The following is a 15,184-nucleotide window of genomic DNA, read 5'->3' as shown; positions in this document are numbered from 1 at the left end:
GCCCGGACGTGTACGCCGAACCACCGAACTCTTAAGGATCAGACCTGCTGCACGAGATGTCGTACTCGATGCGAAAAACGCTACAATATGCCGTGACTCCCGCGCAAGAGTCGGGGGCCACCGTCCACACCTTCCGTCGATGTGGACCGGGAACGCTTAGCACTGTCATCGACCGGAAACCCCACCTGTTCCGCGCTGAGGCGGCTGGCTCACGCGTGTTGACAGCGAACGTCCTGCGCATACAATAGTTGTCCGTGCCGCCTTGAAAAGGCGGCACATTTTGTTTTCCAGGGCCGGGTCCCGGGTGCGCGATGGCGCTGCTTTGCGCCTCCTCGTGCGCGTCTTGACCGGCCCGTCAGCTCAAGTGATCAGCCATGACGGACGTCGCGTCGCATCTGCTCCCCGTATTTGCCCGGATCGATCTCGCCTTCGAGCGCGGCGAGGGCGCCTGGCTGATCGCGACCAATGGCGAGCGCTATCTCGACTTCACCTCCGGCGTCGCCGTGAATGCGCTGGGTCACGCGCATCCGCATTTGGTGAAGGCGCTGCAGGAGCAGGCGACCAAGCTCTGGCACATGTCGAACCTGTTCAAGAGCCCGGACGGCGAGCGGCTTGCGGCGCGGCTGTGCGAGCAGAGCTTCGCCGACTACGTGTTCTTCGCCAATTCCGGCGCCGAAGCGATGGAATGCGCGATCAAGATCACGCGCAAGCATCACGCCGCCAAGGGGCATCCGGAACGTTACCGCATCGTTACGTTCGAGGGCGCGTTCCACGGCCGCACGCTGGCGACGCTCGCGGCCACCGGCTCGGCCAAATATCTCGACGGCTTCGGCCCGCCGATGGATGGTTTCGACCAAGTCCCGCTCGGCGATCTCGAAGCGGTGAAGAAGGCGATCGGCCCGCACACCGCGGGCATCTTGATCGAGCCGGTGCAAGGTGAGGGTGGCGTGCGCACCGCGCCGCTGGGCTTCTACAAGGCCCTGCGCGAGCTCTGCAACGCGCACGGCCTGCTGCTCGTGTTCGACGAGGTGCAGACTGGCATGGGCCGCACCGGCGAGCTGTTCGCGCATCGCTGGCTCGGGGTCGAGCCCGACGTGATGTCGCTGGCGAAAGCGCTCGGCGGCGGTTTCCCGATCGGCGCGTGCCTCGCCACGGCCGATGCTGCGGCCGGCATGACGGCGGGCTCGCATGGTTCGACCTTCGGCGGCAACCCGCTGGCGGTGGCCGCGGCCAATGCGGTGCTGGACGTGATGCTGGCGCCGGGCTTCTTCGAGCACGCGCGCAAGATGTCGCTGCTGCTCAAGCAGAAGCTCGCCGCCGTGATCGATCGCCACCCGGAGGTGATCTCCGAGGTCCGCGGCGAAGGTCTCTTGATCGGCATCAAGGCCGTGGTTCCGTCGGCCGATCTGATCGCGGCGCTCCGCGACGAGAAGCTGTTGACCGTCGGCGCCGGCGACAACGTGGTGCGCTTCCTGCCGCCCTTGATCGTCAACGAAACCGAGATCGAAGAGTCGGTGCAGCGGCTCGATCGCGCCTGTACGGCGCTATCGAGCGGTCAGTCGAAGCAGGCAGCCGCGTCATGAGTAAGACCCCCCGTCATTTCCTCGACATATCTGAGGTTCCGCTACCCGAGCTGCGCTCCATGCTCGCGCTGTCCAGCGACATGAAGAAGAAGCTGAAGGCGCACGAGCCGGCGAAGAAGCCGCTCGAGGGCAAGGTGTTGGCGATGATCTTCGAGAAGCCCTCGACGCGCACCCGCGTCTCCTTCGACGTCGGCATGCGCCAGCTCGGCGGCGAGTCGATCATGCTGACCGGCGCCGAAATGCAGCTCGGCCGCGGCGAGACCATCGCCGACACCGCGCGCGTGCTGTCGCGTTATGTCGATGCCATCATGATACGGATCCTGAGCCACGATGCGCTGCTCGAGCTCGCGGAGTATGCCACCGTGCCCGTCATCAACGGGCTGACGCGGCGCTCGCATCCCTGCCAGGTGATGGCCGACGTGATGACGTTCGAGGAGCACCGCGGGTCCATCGAGGGCCGTACCGTGGCCTGGAGCGGCGACGACAACAACGTTTTGGCCTCCTGGGCCCACGCCGCGGAGCGCTTCAACTTCAGGCTCAATGTCGCGACCCCGCCGCAGCTCGCGCCGGGCAAGGTGATGAAGGATTTCATCCGCGCCACGAACGCGGATATTCGCCTTGGCCATGATCCGGAAGAGGCGGTTGCGGGCGCTGATTGCGTCGTCACCGATACTTGGGTGTCGATGGGCGACAAGGACGGCGAGCATCGCCACAATCTGCTCAAGCCCTATCAGGTCAATTCCAAGCTGATGTCGCTGGCAAAGCAGGACGCGATCTTCATGCACTGTCTGCCCGCCCATCGCGGCGAGGAGGTCACCGACGAGGTGATCGACGGCCCGCAATCGGTGGTGTTCGACGAGGCCGAAAACCGCCTGCATGCCCAGAAGGGCATTCTGGCCTGGTGCTTTGGGGCGGGAGCTTAAGGCCGCTCCACGAGCTGACGAACGATCTCGCCGTAGGTGCGCCGCGATTCATCACGAGCCGCCCGTTCAAGCAGTATATTCTGGATTTCGTCTGTTTCGAACGGCGGCTCGTGATCGAGATCGATGGAAGCCAGCACGCGTCATCGGCGACTGACGTCGCAAGAGATCATGTACTCGCGCTCGAGGGGTTCGCTGTTGCGCGGTATTGGAACAATGATGTGCTGCAGCGTCGAACGGCTGTCATGGAAGATATTCTCGCAAGGCTCGGCGCGGCGTGAAAGACCCCTCACCCGGCGCGCTGTCGCTGCGCGTCATCGCGCCACCCTCTCCCACAAGGGGAGAGGGTGCACTGAGCTCGGCGCGAGAGCAGAGGTCCATCGCCCCTTTCCATTTACTATCATCGACCCCATCTAGAGGCCCATGATGGCCAATTCTCCCGACATTGAAATCAAACTTCAAAGCGATATCCGCGCGCCGTCGGCCGTGCCGGTCGACGACGCCGTGCTGCCGTTCGAGGTCGCAGCGCTGGATCTGCGGGGACGGCTGACCCGCATGGGGCCGGCGCTCGACGATATCCTGACCAAGCACGCTTATCCCGCGCCCGTCGGCAAGCTGCTGGGCGAGGCGATCGTGCTGACGACCCTGCTCGGCTCGTCCCTGAAGTTCGAGGGTCGCTTCATCCTGCAGACCCAGACCGACGGCCCGGTCTCGTTCCTGGTGGTCGACTTCCAGGCGCCTGACCGGCTGCGCGCCTATGCGCGCTATGACGAAGCCCGGCTGTCCGAGGCCAAGGATTCCGGCTCCCTGCTCGGCAAGGGCCATCTGGCGATGACGATCGATCAGGGGCCGGACATGAGCCGCTACCAGGGTCTGGTCGCGCTCAACGGCGGCAGCCTGGAAGAGGCCGCGCACGAATATTTCCTGCGCTCCGAACAGATCCCGACCCGCGTGCGGCTTGCGGTCGGCGAGGAATGGAGCGGCGGCAAGCATCGTTGGCGCGCCGGTGGGCTGTTGACGCAGTTTCTGCCGAAGGCGCCGGAGCGTGCGCGGCAGGCCGATCTGCATCCGGGCGATGCGCCCGAGGGTACCGAGGTCCACACGGTCGAGGAGGACGAGGCCTGGGTCGAGGGCCAGTCGCTGGTCGCGACTGTCGAGGATGTCGAACTGATCGATCCCGCGCTGTCCGGCGAACGCCTGCTGTATCGGCTGTTCCACGAGCGTGGCGTGCGCGTGTTCAAGGAGCATCCCTTGCAGGCGCGCTGCTCCTGCTCGCGCGATGCGGTGGCGAACATGCTGAAGAGCTTCTCAGCCCAGGACCGCGCCGACATGGTGAAGGACGACAAGGTCGTGGTCACCTGCGAGTTCTGCTCCTCGGTCTATCAGTTCACGCCGCACGAAGCCGGCGTAACGGAGAATTAGTTCGCGCTTTGCGCGAATGAGTCCGCGCGCTGCTGCCTTCGTCATTGCGAGCGGAGCGAGGCAATCCAGAGACCCGCTTCCGCGATTCTGGATTGCTTCGTCGCCTCCGGCTCCTCGCAACGACGCGGAGGCAGCCCAGCTCATGGCATCGTCACATCGTCGTCCCCGCTCCATGAATTCGTTGCGAGCGCGCCTCGGCGGCCGCGGCTTCGGCCGGGGTCAGCCGCTCCAGCCGCACCGCGACGTGCTTGTGATAAGGCGTGCCGGCGATTGGATCGCGGTTGAGGCTGTCGGTCAGCGTATTGATGCGCGGGCCGTTGCTCAGTCGCTCCCCGTCGTCCGTGGGATAGGATTGGCCATAGCCGTGCGGTAGCGCGAGCTGGCCCTGGCGAATGCTGTCGTCCGCCTTGCAGCGGACCACCACCCGTCCCGCCGGTGAGCGGACCGCGATCCATTCGCCATCGCCGGCCCCGAGCGCCTCGAGATCGTGCACATTGACCAACAGCGCCCCGTCCGGGTCGGCGCGCCGCCAAGCCGGATCGCGGAAGATCTGGTTGGCGTTGAACATGCGCCGCTGCCCGGCCGCGAGCACGAACGGATAGTCCTCAGGCGCGGTCGTCTGAGCAGGATCGAGCCGATCGAGCCAATCCAGCAGCGCCGGGATAGCCAGCCGGATCTTGCGGTCGGGATGGGCAACGAGCGACCACACCTCCTGGTAAGCGTGCGTGGTGATCGCGGCGCCGCTGCGCGAGCCGACGATGGCATCGAACAGCGCATCGCCCAGCTCATGATCTGCGATCGGCCTGTCAGGGCCAAGCGCGCGCCGCACGACTTGCGGGTCGCGCTTCGCGCACATCTGTGCCGCCTGCCAGAGCGGCGCCGCCGCGGCCGTGCCGTCGGGCAGTGTGGCGCCGAGCGTGTGATACAGGATCAGCGCGCCGAGCGATGCGGCTTGCGGATTGGCGCCGATGAAGCTGCGCAGTGCCGTGGCGAAGTCGCTTCGCGATTGCCTCGCGATCTCACGCAGCGGTGCCAGCACATTGTCGCCAGGCAAGAGGCCGAGCGCACGGGCGAGGCGACTGTAGATCTCGGGCTCCGGCAGCGTGCCTTGCAGCGGCGGCAGCACGGTCGCGCGCACATGGAGGTAGTTGGTCGGGAATTCGAAATTGAACAGCGTGAACTCGGTCTTCTCGTATTGCGAGGAAGCCGGCAGCACGTAATGCGCCAGCCGCGCTGTCTCGGTCATCGCGACGTCGACCACGACGCAGAGATCGAGCGCGGACAAGGCCCTCTCCACTTCTGCTGTGTTGGCTACGGTGTTGGCTGGGTTGGAGCTGTCGACCCAGAGGCAGCGCAGCCGTTCCGGGTGATCGCTCAGGATTGCCTGCGGCAGCAGGTTCGGCGGCAACAGCCCGGCAATGATCTCGGTGTCGGCCGGCGCATAGCGTTGGTTGGGCGAATTGCTCCAGAGCGGCTGCAGCCACGAATGCAACTGGTTGGTGCCCTTCCGGCCGAAACTGCCGGTCAGCATGATCAGAAGCTTCTCCAGATAGGAGTTGAGCGTTGAGTTGACGCCTTGCTGGATGCCGAGCTCGACGCGAACGGTCATCGCCTTCGCCGTCACGATCATGTCGACGCAGCGCTCGATCTGCTCGAGCGGAATCTCGGCGGCTGCGGCCCATTCGGCGATCGGAATGCGTGCCAGCGCGGCCTTCACCTCGGTAAAGCCTGTCGTGTGATGCTGCAGGAAGTCGTGGTCGAGCGCATCGCGGCGGACGAGCGTGCCCAGGATCGCGCCGAGCAGGAACGCGTCCGCACCTGGGCGCAGTGCGAGATGCAGATCGGCCATCTCGGCGGTCTCGGTGCGGCGCGGATCGATCACGATCAGCTTGCGATTCGGGTCCTTGCGGATCTGGTTCAGATGGTCGCGCGCGTTGGGGAAGCCGTGGGCGACCCACGGATTGGCGCCGATCACGAACAGAAGATCGCAATGATGCACGTCCTCCGCGGTGTGGCAGATCTGGCTGCCGAACATGTGGCCGTTGACCCAGAAGTCCCCGGTCTTCTCCTGTGACAGCGCGTTGAACACCGAGCGCGATCCCAGCGTCCGCAGCACCGCGTTGGCGTAGGCGCCGCCGGCGTGGTTGCCCTGGCCACCGCCGCCATAGAGCGCGATGCTCTTGCCGCCGTGCCGGTCCACGATTTCGCGCAGGCGCGCCGCGATCTCGGTGATTGCCGTGTCCCAGTCGATCGCGTCGAACCCGCCGTCCGCACGCCGCCGGAGCGGGGAAGTCAGCCGGTCCTTGTGATGCGCATAATAGGGAATGCGCGCCGCCTTGTTACAGATGTATCCCTGCGATTTCGGGTTCTCGCGATCGCCACGCACCTTGGCGATGCGGCCGTCCTCGACCAGCATTTCGACGCCGCAATTGACGTAGCAGATATTGCAGGCGGATTTTTGCCATTGGGGCTTGGACATCGCGCTCCTCCACCGCTGTTTTCCATGCGGACGCGGATCATTTTACATGATGATCGTCATATCAACAAGCCGCCTCCGACGGCCATCGAGCATTTGATCGGGGACTTGCGGGAGGCCGAGGTTCTGTGATCGCGTTTCTCCGGCCACTGCCCGTCGTGCCAATCTGCCGCACGCGCGTCCGCTTGTGTCGTCGGGCAAATCAAGTTCACATTCTCCCGCGTCCCGCCTCACAAGAGGGGCGTACGCGTCGTCACGAACGTCGAGTGCGGGATGCGATGGACGTGGCATCGTCGGGCGCTATGAAGCGCAAGACGACTGGCGGTGCGGCGGACGGTCAAGTCGTATGGTCCTGGCATCCCGACGCTGATGCCCCGCGCAACGCGTCTTACGCGTTGTCGCGGACGCGACGAAGCTTCGCTTCGCGCGGAAATGGTGGCCAAAAAGCCCGGCGCACCAGGGAGAGTACGAAGCAGCCGTTAAAACCATTGCGCAGGGAAGGCCGGGATGTCCTCAGCCGAACCTGTGGTGACTGCCGCCTGCATTTCTTTCTGCAGGCGGGCCATGGGGGCGGCGAGCTCCCGGCCTTCCCCATAGGCGTTAAGTTTATGCTTGAGTGTTGGAATCCGCCGTGATTCGAACAGGGGATGGCAGACGAATCGCTCCTGAACGAGGACTGGACGAGAGTGGTTGCGCAGCTGGGCGGGGCTGCGCAGCTCGAGAAAACTGCGCGCCAGACGAAGGCCTTCGCGCGTCGGCGGCAGATTCCAGATGCGGTGACGTTACTTCGGCTGATGCTGGCCTATTGTTTGGGTGAAAGAGGGCTGAGATCGACAGCCGCATGGGCGGCTTCTGTTGGCCTTGCCGACCTCACCAGCGTGGCGTTGTTCTATCGGCTGCGTCAATGTGGTGATTGGTTTGCGGTGCTGGTGGAGGGCTTGCTCGCTGCGGCAGCTCCGAAGGCGAGCCAAGGCCGCCTGATCCGCATCATCGATGCGACGACAGTGCCTCAGGCGGGACCGGCTGCGCGCAAGAACAGTGAGCTTTGGCGCGTTCATAGCGCATTTGATCTGCCCTATGAGCGCTTTGGTCACTTCGAGCTGACAGATCAGCAAGAGGGCGAAACGTTTGACCGGATACCAGTGGTCAAGAACGAGATCCGCATTGCTGACCGCGCTTATCTGCAACCTGACCGCATTGCGGCCGTCCGCGAAGCCGGGGCCGACGTTTTGATCCGAGCGGGCTGGAAGAACGCACGTTGGCTTGACGCCAAAGGCCTTCCGTTCGATCTGATGGCCCAATTGCGTGCCGCGAAGGCGCGCGGACTGGTCGATCGGGAGATTTGGATCAAGCGCAAGGGCGGCGCGCCTCTGGCTATGCGTCTGGTCGCAATCAAGAAGCCCACCGGTGCGGCTGCTGCTTCTCGGCGTAAAGCCCGGCAAGACGCAAAAGATGAAAACCGCATCATCTCCAAAGAAACTTTGGAGGCTGCGGATTGGGTCATTCTGATCACGTCGCTCGCGCGGGACGAGTTCTCCACCAAAGATGTGCTTGCGCTCTATCGATTGCGATGGCGGATCGAGCTTGGGTTCAAGCGACTGAAGAGTCTGATTGGCCTCAAGACGCCGCCAGGAACCGATCCGCGCTCTGCCAAGCCCTACCTGCTGGCCCACCTCCTGATCATCCTGTTGCTCGAGCCGCTTGCCAGCGACTTCGAGGACTCTCCCCACTGGACGCAGGCCGCTTAACGACGCCTGGCGCTTGGCGGGTCCTGCAGCAGCTCGTTGCATCCTTGCTGCAAGCAATCATTCCACAACCAACCATCCGTTGCTTGCGCCGCAGAAAACGCGCGTTGGGGCGCCACCTTCGCGAGCCTCCTCGAAAACGCAAGTATCAATCGATGCTCGCGCTACCTTAACGCCTATGCGGCCTTCCCTGTGCCCTCTGCTTATGAAGAGGGTGACCTGATCAGTAAAGCTCGGACGCGATGCGCCGCGAGAATGCGAGTGCATGTTCGTCGGAAAGTACAATGAAGCCGACCTGTGCTCTTTCGTCATGCCCCGCGAAGGCAACGCATCCAGTGACGCCGAGCTTCTCGGTCGATAACTGCGCTCTTTCGAATACTGAATCTCCCGGTCAAGCCGGACGACGACGGCTCGGCGAAGACCGCGAGCTAATTCAACACTCGCTTGCCGTAGGGACTGTCGAGGGAGAAAGCCGGCACTTCGATCTCGAAGCGCTCGCCGCTTTCGCTCTCCATCTCGTAGTGACCTGCCATGAAGCCCGAAGCCGTGGTGAGCGGTACGCCGGAGGTGTACTCGAAATGCTCGCCGGGCGCGAGCACGGGCTGCTCGCCGACCACGCCCTCGCCACGAACCTCCTGCCGCCGCCCGGAGCCATCGGTGATGATCCAGTGCCGGCCGCGCAGCTGGACCGTCTCCTCGCCGGTATTGGTGATCACGACGGTATAGGACCAGAAATAGCGGCCATCATCGGCCGACGACTTTTCCGGCAAGAAGTTCGGTTCGACGGTCACTTCGATCTGGCGAGTCACAGCGCGGTACATGCAAATCAGTTTAGCGGAAAGTTGGGCGGGAACCAAACACCGTGCGAACGCGCGTTGACCACAGTTCCGGATCATGAGACCTATGGTGTAGAAACCGTAGCAGCCTTAGGGCGAGCCCGGGCCGCCACGGTGGCACCAGGGCGCCACACGCGGCGAGGGCTGACGGCGACGGTATCCCCCTGGTGTTGCGTGACGGGATCGCAACAATCCCGTGGCGACTGCACCGCAGCCGGGTGCGTCGCCGCCCAATAAGCCCTTCATCGCTTGCGCAAAAATTGCGCAAGCCTACATTCCCGCTGCCGGAGCACGAGTTGACGCGGTGCCTGATGACGTCGATTGCTGATCGCCTTGCCGGACCTACGGTTCCCGAAGCGGCTGCAGCGCCCGCGCTGGCGCCGGCGATGCCGGCCGCCTCGTCGGCGCCCGCGATCACCTTTCCCCCGGCCGGCGAGCGCGAGCTCAGGTTGGATCTGTTTCGTGGACTCGCACTGTGGTTGATCTTCATCGATCACCTGCCGCCCAATCTTCTGACCTGGTTCACGATCCGGAACTACGGCTTTTCCGACGCCACCGAGATCTTCATCTTCATCTCCGGATATACCGCCGCTTTCGTCTACGGGCGGGCGATGCAGGAGTCCGGCGTCGTGGTCGCGACTGCACGCATCCTGCGCCGCGTCTGGCAGATCTACGTCGCGCATGTCTTCCTGTTCACGATCTTTCTGGCCGAAATCTCCTACGTCGCGACCAGCTTCGAGAACCCGCTCTACACCGAAGAGATGGGGATCATGGATTTCTTGAAGCAGCCCGATGTGACGATCGTGCAGGCGCTGATCTTGCGCTTTCGTCCCGTCAACATGGACGTGCTGCCGCTCTATATCGTGCTGATGCTGTTCCTGCCGCTGATCCTGTCGCTGATGCGCTGGAAGCCGGACCTGACGCTAGGTCTATCGGCCGTGCTCTATGCCGTGACCTGGGAATTCGACCTGTATCTGTCGGCCTATCCGAACGGCTTCTGGGCGTTCAACCCGTTGGCTTGGCAGTTGCTGTTCGTGTTCGGGGCCTGGTGCGCGCTCGGCGGCGCCAGACGCATGACCCGCATTCTGAATTCGCCCATTACACTTTGGATCTGCGCTGCCTATCTATTGGCGGCGTTCTTCGTGACGCTCACTTGGTACATCCCGCAGTTCGGCCATCTATTGCCGCGCCGGCTCGAGCAGTGGATGTATCCGATCGACAAGACAGACCTCGACGTGCTGCGCTTTGCGCATTTCCTGGCGCTCGCCGCACTCACCGTGCACTACTTGCCGAGGGACTGGCCTGGCCTGAAGTCGCGGTGGTTGAAGCCTCTGATCGTGTGCGGCCAGCATTCGCTGGAGATCTTCTGCCTCGGCGTGTTCCTTGCATTCGCAGGGCACTTCATTCTTGCCGAAGTGTCCGGGGGCCCGCTCATGCACGCGCTGATTAGTCTCAGCGGGATCCTCATCATGTGGGGGGTTGCCTCGCTGATTTCATGGTACAAAAACGTTGCGGACAAGAGCGCACCGCGAAAGGCTGCGCTTGCGAATGCCGATATGGCGGGAGGGGGCTGATGCAGTCCGTCTCGTGGTTAAGGCGACCAATGGACGGGCTCGCGAGGCTCGTGCTCCTGACGCTGGCGATGATGCTGGCGACGGCGGCGCGCGCCGAGGAAAACGCCGCCCCGAACTGCGAGGTACCGCCCTATCTGCTCGCCACCGAAAGCCGGCTGACGAAGGTTGCCGATGCGGTGAAGAACGGCCAGCCGCTCGATATCCTGGTGCTCGGCAGCCGCTCCTCGGCGATCGTGAGCACATCGGACAACAACGCCTATCCCTTTCGGCTGCAGGCTGCCCTGAAGGAAAAACTTCCTTTGGTCACCGTTAATCTTGCCGTCGAATTGCAGCCGAAGAGGACGGCCGAGGAGATGGCCGGCAGCTTCGTTAAGGTGCTGGAAGGAAAAAAGCCTAATCTGGTGATCTGGCAGACGGGGACGGTCGATGCCATGCGAGCCATCGATCCGGATGACTTTCGCGCGGCGGTCAACAAGGGCGTGACGGAGCTGCAGAACGCGGGGGCGGACGTGGTCTTGATGAATTTGCAATATAGTCCGCGCACCGAAACCATGATTTCCGTGCCGCCTTACATCGACAACATGCGCGTCGTCGCGCAGGAGCGCGACGTGCCGCTGTTCGATCGGTTCGCGATCATGCGGCAGTGGAACGAGCAGGGCAATTTCGACCTGTTCAATCCGACGCACGGGATCGAGCTTGCCAAACAGGTTCACGATTGCATCGGCCGGGCGCTCTCGAAATTCATCATCGATGCGGCCCAACTGGGACCGGCGCAGCAGAATTAGGATCTCTGGGGTTTATGACGTTAATGAGTTGTCAACGCGTAGTTCGAGGGTTGACCTCGTCGACTCTCATGGCGATCGCTCTCGCCATTTCGACACCATCGCTCCATGCGCAGACTGTGAACCAGGCTGCGGCCCAGACCGCGCCAGCGCCGTCTGGTGAGGCGCAAGTGTCGCCGACGCCGGAGCTGAAGCCGACCATTGGGCACCTCGCAACGGGCGCGGCTCAGAAGCCGTCTCCGGCGCAGGTTGCGGTCATGCATCAGGGGCCGGCCGTCCAAGCTCCGAACCCGCAGCCGGCGACCTCGCCTGGCACGTCCGGCTTGGTCCCTCAGTCATCCTCAGCTGCCAATCCGGCCGCGCCGAAGAGCTTCACCGAAAGGGCCATCGACAGGGTCAAGCAGGTTGCCAAATCCGCCAGCGATATCCTGAACCGCGTGCCCTGCCTGCCGCCGAAGGGCGGGCCGAAGTCGTTTGGCTCGCTGCCCCATGTGGCAAACAAGCTCGCCTCCGGCCTGCCGGTCGTCATCGTCGCCTTCGGCTCCTCGTCCACGCAGGGTTACGGATCGAGCGGGCCGGAATACACCTATCCGAACCGCTTGGCCGCGCAGTTGCGCCGGCAATACCCGATGGCAGACATCAGCGTCATCAATGCCGGCATCGGTGGCGAGGATGCCCCTGAGATGATGAAGCGGCTGCAGGACTCGGTTATCGACCGGCATCCGGATCTCGTGATCTGGCAGGTCGGCACCAACGCGGTGCTGCGCGATCTCGATCCCGCCGATACGGCCAAGCTCGTCGACGACGGTGTGGCGAAGATCCAGGCCGCGAGCGCCGACATCGTGCTGGTCGACCTGCAATATTCGCCGCGCGTGATCGAACGTCCCGAGCGGGCCAACAAGATGATCAAGCTGCTCAGCCATGTCGCCGAGCTGCATCACGTCGGCATCTTTCCCCGTTTCGAGGTGATGCGCGATTGGCACGAGCAGCAATCGATCCCGATCAACGATTTCGTCATCGCCGACGGCCTGCATATGAACGATTGGGGCTATGCCTGTTTCGCGCAGTTGCTCGGCGACGACATCATCAAGTCGGTCGGACAGGTCAAGCTCGGCGTTAACCTGCCGGCGGACGTCCTGACCTATCGGCCGATGTGACGCCGTCAGGCGTCATCCCGGGGCGCACGTCCGCGCGCGGGCCCGGGATCTCGATCGACAGGGCAAGCAGCGAATAGGGGTTTCTTACTACTCCCTACTCGCCCTTCGCGATCACGCTTTCGCCAGCGCCGCATCCAGATCGGCGATCAGGTCGTCGACATGTTCGAGCCCGGTGGAGAAGCGGATGAAGCCTTCGCTGATGCCGAGCTCGGCGCGGGCCTCCGGCGTCAGCCGCTGATGGGTGGTGGTGGCGGGATGGGTGACCAGCGTCTTGGCATCGCCGAGATTGTTGGAGATCTTGGCGAGCTTGAGCGCGTTGAGCACGCGGAAGGCCGCGGCCTTGCCGCCCTTGACCTCGAAGCCCACCAGCGTGGAGCCGGCGCGCATCTGCTTCTTCACGGTGGCGGCCTGCGGATGATCGTCGCGGCCGGGATAGACCAGCCGCGAGATCTTCGGGTGGCTCGCAAGGACATCGGCGATCTTCGCCGCAGTCTCGGTCTGGGCGCGGACGCGCACCGCGAGCGTCTCCAGGCCCTTCAGCAGCACCCAGGCGTTGAACGGCGATATCGACGGGCCGGTCTGGCGCATGAAATTGTGGATGTGCTCGGCGATGAAGGCCTCCGACGACAGGATGACGCCGCCGAGACAGCGGCCCTGGCCGTCGATGTGCTTGGTTGCGGAATAGACCACGACGTCGGCGCCGAGCGCCAGCGGGCTCTGCCAGATCGGCGTGGCGAATACGTTGTCGACGATCAGCCGCGCGCCATGAGCATGCGCGATCTCGGCGATTGCACCGATGTCGAGCACGTCGAGCGTCGGGTTGGTCGGGCTTTCCAGGAAGAAGCTCTTGGTATTCGGCCTGACCGCGCGCTGCCACTGGTCGAGATCGAGGCCGTCGACCAGGGTGGATTCGATGCCGTAGCGCGGCAGCAGGTCCTCGACCACGTAACGGCAGGAGCCGAACATCGCCTTCGAGGCGACGACATGGTCGCCGGCGCGCAACGGCGCCAGGATCGCGGTGGTCACCGCCGCCATGCCCGTGGCCGCGGAGCGGGCGGTCTCGGCGCCCTCGAGTTCGGCCATGCGGCGCTCGAACATTGCCGTGGTCGGGTTGGAGAAGCGCGAATAGATGAAGCCGGGATCCTCGCCCTTGAACCGGGCCTCGCATTCCTCCGCGCTGGCGTAAACGAAGCCCTGGGTGAGGAACAGCGCCTCGGCAGTCTCGCCGAATTCCGACCGCAGCGTGCCGGAATGCACCAGTCGGGTCTCGGGGCGGTATTGGGTCAACGAGGGGGTGGCGGCAGATTTGGACATATGACCTCCATCATGACCATCAGGAAAATGGTCACAAAAAACCGGCCTGGGAGAGCTCTCCTCACGGCCGGGATCACATGGGTCCCCGGCCTGTTTAGCGACTTGTTTAACGTGGCTGCAAGCCGGCCGGCTCAAATCACCACGGGATAAGTCGTGCTCTTAGTCGCCTCCGGCCTTTTCGTCAAGCCGGCCATCGGATAACGCGTAAGAACCCCTATGTTTTAGGGGCAGGGCTGATATTCCAGCCAGTCACGAGGGACCAGGTTTTGCCGCTTTCGCTCGCCGCCGATGCCAATGGCATCCTGCCCGATCGCTTGATCGCGCAGATGGCGGACGCCGGCCTGATCATCCCCGAATATGATTTCGTCGAGAGCCAGATCCAGCCGGCCAGCCTCGATTTGAGGTTGGGCGACATCGCTTACCGCGTCCGCGCGAGCTTCCTGCCCGGGCCCGGCGCGACCGTGGCAGAACGGATCGACGAACTGAAGCTGCACGAATTCTCGCTTGCCGATGGCGCGGTGCTCGAGACCAATTGCGTCTACATCGTGCCGCTGTTGGAAAGCCTCGCGCTGCCCAAGGACATCGTCGCCGCGGCCAATCCGAAGAGTTCTACCGGCCGTCTCGATGTGTTCACGCGCGTGATCGCCGACGGCACCCGCCGCTTCGACATGATCGGCGCCGGCTATCACGGACCGCTTTATGCGGAGATCAGTCCGAAGACATTTCCGGTTCTGTTGCGCGAAGGTTCGCGGCTGTCGCAGGTCCGCTTCCGCTATCGTGACGCGGTGCTGTCAGCCGATGAGCTGAATGCGCTGCATCAGGCCGAGCGGCTGGTCGATCGCGATGATGCCGATCTGGCCGGCGGCGTGGCGCTGTCGGTCGATCTGTCCGGCGAGAACGCGGGCGGTTTTGTCGGCTATCGTGCCAAGCGCCACACGGGCGTCGTCGATGTCGATCGCCGCGGCGGTTATGCGGTGGAGGAATTCTGGGAGCCGATCAAGGCGCGCCCCGACGGCAGCCTCATTCTCGATCCCGGCGAATTCTACATTCTCGCTTCGAAAGAAGCTGTCCAGGTCCCGCCGGACTATGCCGCGGAGATGGTGCCGTTCGATCCGCTGGTCGGCGAATTCCGTGTCCACTATGCCGGTTTCTTCGATCCGGGCTTCGGCTATGCCGGTGCTGGCGGGCAGGGCTCCCGCGCGGTGCTGGAAGTGCGTTCGCGCGAGGTGCCGTTCATCCTCGAGCATGGCCAGATCGTCGGGCGCCTGGTCTATGAAAGGATGCTGGCGCGGCCCGATGCGCTGTATGGCCAGCGCATCGGCTCCAACTACCAGGCACAGGGCCTGAAGCTGTCGAAGCATTTCCGGCCGTAGGC

General features: G+C 63.8%; 13 protein-coding genes and 1 riboswitch. Of the genes, 9 read left to right on the top strand and 4 right to left on the bottom strand.

The window, feature by feature from the left end; translation table 11 throughout:
• The first annotated feature begins 374 nt into the window (after positions 1-374).
• Together QX034_RS09835 and argF are read left to right on the top strand one after the other, a co-directional pair.
• Positions 375-1,583 (top strand): aspartate aminotransferase family protein, encoded by a 1,209-nt coding sequence (locus tag QX034_RS09835; RefSeq protein ID WP_315702758.1) that lies wholly within the window; start codon positions 375-377, stop codon positions 1,581-1,583.
• The gene (gene argF, locus QX034_RS09830; RefSeq protein WP_315702759.1) at positions 1,580-2,506 is read left to right on the top strand and encodes an ornithine carbamoyltransferase; all 927 of its coding nucleotides are present in this window, start codon (positions 1,580-1,582) and stop codon (positions 2,504-2,506) included. The genes QX034_RS09835 and argF overlap by 4 nt, the downstream gene beginning before the upstream one ends.
• Here argF and QX034_RS09825 read toward each other — a convergent pair.
• Positions 2,503-2,643: a hypothetical protein gene (locus QX034_RS09825; RefSeq protein ID WP_315703202.1), complete on the bottom strand. Its 141-nt coding sequence runs from the start codon at positions 2,641-2,643 to the stop codon at positions 2,503-2,505. The genes argF and QX034_RS09825 overlap by 4 nt on opposite strands.
• Here QX034_RS09825 and QX034_RS09820 point away from each other — a divergent pair.
• Both QX034_RS09820 and QX034_RS09815 read left to right on the top strand, forming a co-directional pair.
• Positions 2,584-2,784 (top strand): DUF559 domain-containing protein, encoded by a 201-nt coding sequence (locus QX034_RS09820; protein ID WP_315759777.1) that lies wholly within the window; start codon positions 2,584-2,586, stop codon positions 2,782-2,784. The genes QX034_RS09825 and QX034_RS09820 overlap by 60 nt on opposite strands.
• A gap of 142 nt (positions 2,785-2,926) precedes the next feature.
• Entirely contained in the window at positions 2,927-3,925 is a 999-nt protein-coding gene (locus QX034_RS09815; RefSeq protein WP_315702760.1) for an Hsp33 family molecular chaperone, read from the top strand.
• A gap of 151 nt (positions 3,926-4,076) precedes the next feature.
• Here QX034_RS09815 and QX034_RS09810 read toward each other — a convergent pair whose 3' ends face one another.
• Entirely contained in the window at positions 4,077-6,404 is a 2,328-nt protein-coding gene (locus QX034_RS09810; protein ID WP_316195346.1) for a molybdopterin-dependent oxidoreductase, read from the bottom strand.
• A gap of 644 nt (positions 6,405-7,048) precedes the next feature.
• On the opposite strand from QX034_RS09810, the gene QX034_RS09805 reads away from it, so the two are divergent.
• Positions 7,049-8,149 carry an IS4 family transposase gene (locus QX034_RS09805; protein ID WP_315701243.1) on the top strand — a complete coding sequence of 367 codons (1,101 nt, stop codon included), beginning with the start codon at positions 7,049-7,051 and terminating at the stop codon, positions 8,147-8,149.
• 425 nt (positions 8,150-8,574) lie between these two features.
• Here the strand turns inward: QX034_RS09805 and apaG are convergent, their stop codons facing one another.
• Positions 8,575-8,967: a Co2+/Mg2+ efflux protein ApaG gene (gene apaG / locus QX034_RS09800; RefSeq protein WP_315702762.1), complete on the bottom strand. Its 393-nt coding sequence runs from the start codon at positions 8,965-8,967 to the stop codon at positions 8,575-8,577.
• Between the two features lie 326 nt (positions 8,968-9,293).
• Between apaG and QX034_RS09795 the strand changes: the two genes are divergently transcribed.
• From QX034_RS09795 to QX034_RS09785, 3 genes are all read left to right on the top strand, one after another.
• Positions 9,294-10,556 (top strand): OpgC domain-containing protein, encoded by a 1,263-nt coding sequence (locus QX034_RS09795; RefSeq protein ID WP_315702763.1) that lies wholly within the window; start codon positions 9,294-9,296, stop codon positions 10,554-10,556.
• Positions 10,556-11,341 (top strand): SGNH/GDSL hydrolase family protein, encoded by a 786-nt coding sequence (locus tag QX034_RS09790; protein WP_315702764.1) that lies wholly within the window; start codon positions 10,556-10,558, stop codon positions 11,339-11,341. The genes QX034_RS09795 and QX034_RS09790 overlap by 1 nt, the downstream gene beginning before the upstream one ends.
• 68 nt (positions 11,342-11,409) lie before the next feature.
• Complete coding sequence (locus QX034_RS09785; RefSeq protein ID WP_315745198.1) at positions 11,410-12,495, top strand: SGNH/GDSL hydrolase family protein; 1,086 nt, start codon at positions 11,410-11,412, stop codon at positions 12,493-12,495.
• Between the two features lie 111 nt (positions 12,496-12,606).
• On the opposite strand, the gene QX034_RS09780 is transcribed toward QX034_RS09785, so the two are convergent.
• Positions 12,607-13,809 (bottom strand): O-succinylhomoserine sulfhydrylase, encoded by a 1,203-nt coding sequence (locus QX034_RS09780; protein WP_315702766.1) that lies wholly within the window; start codon positions 13,807-13,809, stop codon positions 12,607-12,609.
• 73 nt (positions 13,810-13,882) lie between these two features.
• Positions 13,883-13,962: riboswitch (SAM riboswitch) on the bottom strand.
• Between the two features lie 113 nt (positions 13,963-14,075).
• Between QX034_RS09780 and QX034_RS09775 the strand changes: the two genes are divergently transcribed.
• On the top strand, positions 14,076-15,182 hold the full coding sequence (locus tag QX034_RS09775; protein ID WP_315702767.1) for a 2'-deoxycytidine 5'-triphosphate deaminase: 1,107 nt from the start codon (positions 14,076-14,078) through the stop codon (positions 15,180-15,182).
• Positions 15,183-15,184 lie beyond the last annotated feature (2 nt).

This window comes from Bradyrhizobium sp. SZCCHNR3119 (assembly GCF_032487775.1).
Taxonomy (GTDB): Bacteria; Pseudomonadota; Alphaproteobacteria; order Rhizobiales; family Xanthobacteraceae; genus Bradyrhizobium.
This window is presented reverse-complemented; position numbering and strand designations above follow the sequence as displayed.

What these genes read in the sequence shown, in the direction of transcription:
- QX034_RS09835 (WP_315702758.1), top strand. Translation starts at nt 375, where the DNA reads ATGACGGACGTCGCGTCGCATCTGCTCCCCGTATTTGCCCGGATCGAT.
- argF (WP_315702759.1), top strand. Translation starts at nt 1,580, where the DNA reads ATGAGTAAGACCCCCCGTCATTTCCTCGACATATCTGAGGTTCCGCTA.
- QX034_RS09815 (WP_315702760.1), top strand. Translation starts at nt 2,927, where the DNA reads ATGATGGCCAATTCTCCCGACATTGAAATCAAACTTCAAAGCGATATC.
- QX034_RS09810 (WP_316195346.1), bottom strand. Translation starts at nt 6,404, where the DNA reads ATGTCCAAGCCCCAATGGCAAAAATCCGCCTGCAATATCTGCTACGTC.
- QX034_RS09805 (WP_315701243.1), top strand. Translation starts at nt 7,049, where the DNA reads ATGGCAGACGAATCGCTCCTGAACGAGGACTGGACGAGAGTGGTTGCG.
- apaG (WP_315702762.1), bottom strand. Translation starts at nt 8,967, where the DNA reads ATGTACCGCGCTGTGACTCGCCAGATCGAAGTGACCGTCGAACCGAAC.
- QX034_RS09795 (WP_315702763.1), top strand. Translation starts at nt 9,294, where the DNA reads ATGACGTCGATTGCTGATCGCCTTGCCGGACCTACGGTTCCCGAAGCG.
- QX034_RS09790 (WP_315702764.1), top strand. Translation starts at nt 10,556, where the DNA reads ATGCAGTCCGTCTCGTGGTTAAGGCGACCAATGGACGGGCTCGCGAGG.
- QX034_RS09785 (WP_315745198.1), top strand. Translation starts at nt 11,410, where the DNA reads ATGGCGATCGCTCTCGCCATTTCGACACCATCGCTCCATGCGCAGACT.
- QX034_RS09780 (WP_315702766.1), bottom strand. Translation starts at nt 13,809, where the DNA reads ATGTCCAAATCTGCCGCCACCCCCTCGTTGACCCAATACCGCCCCGAG.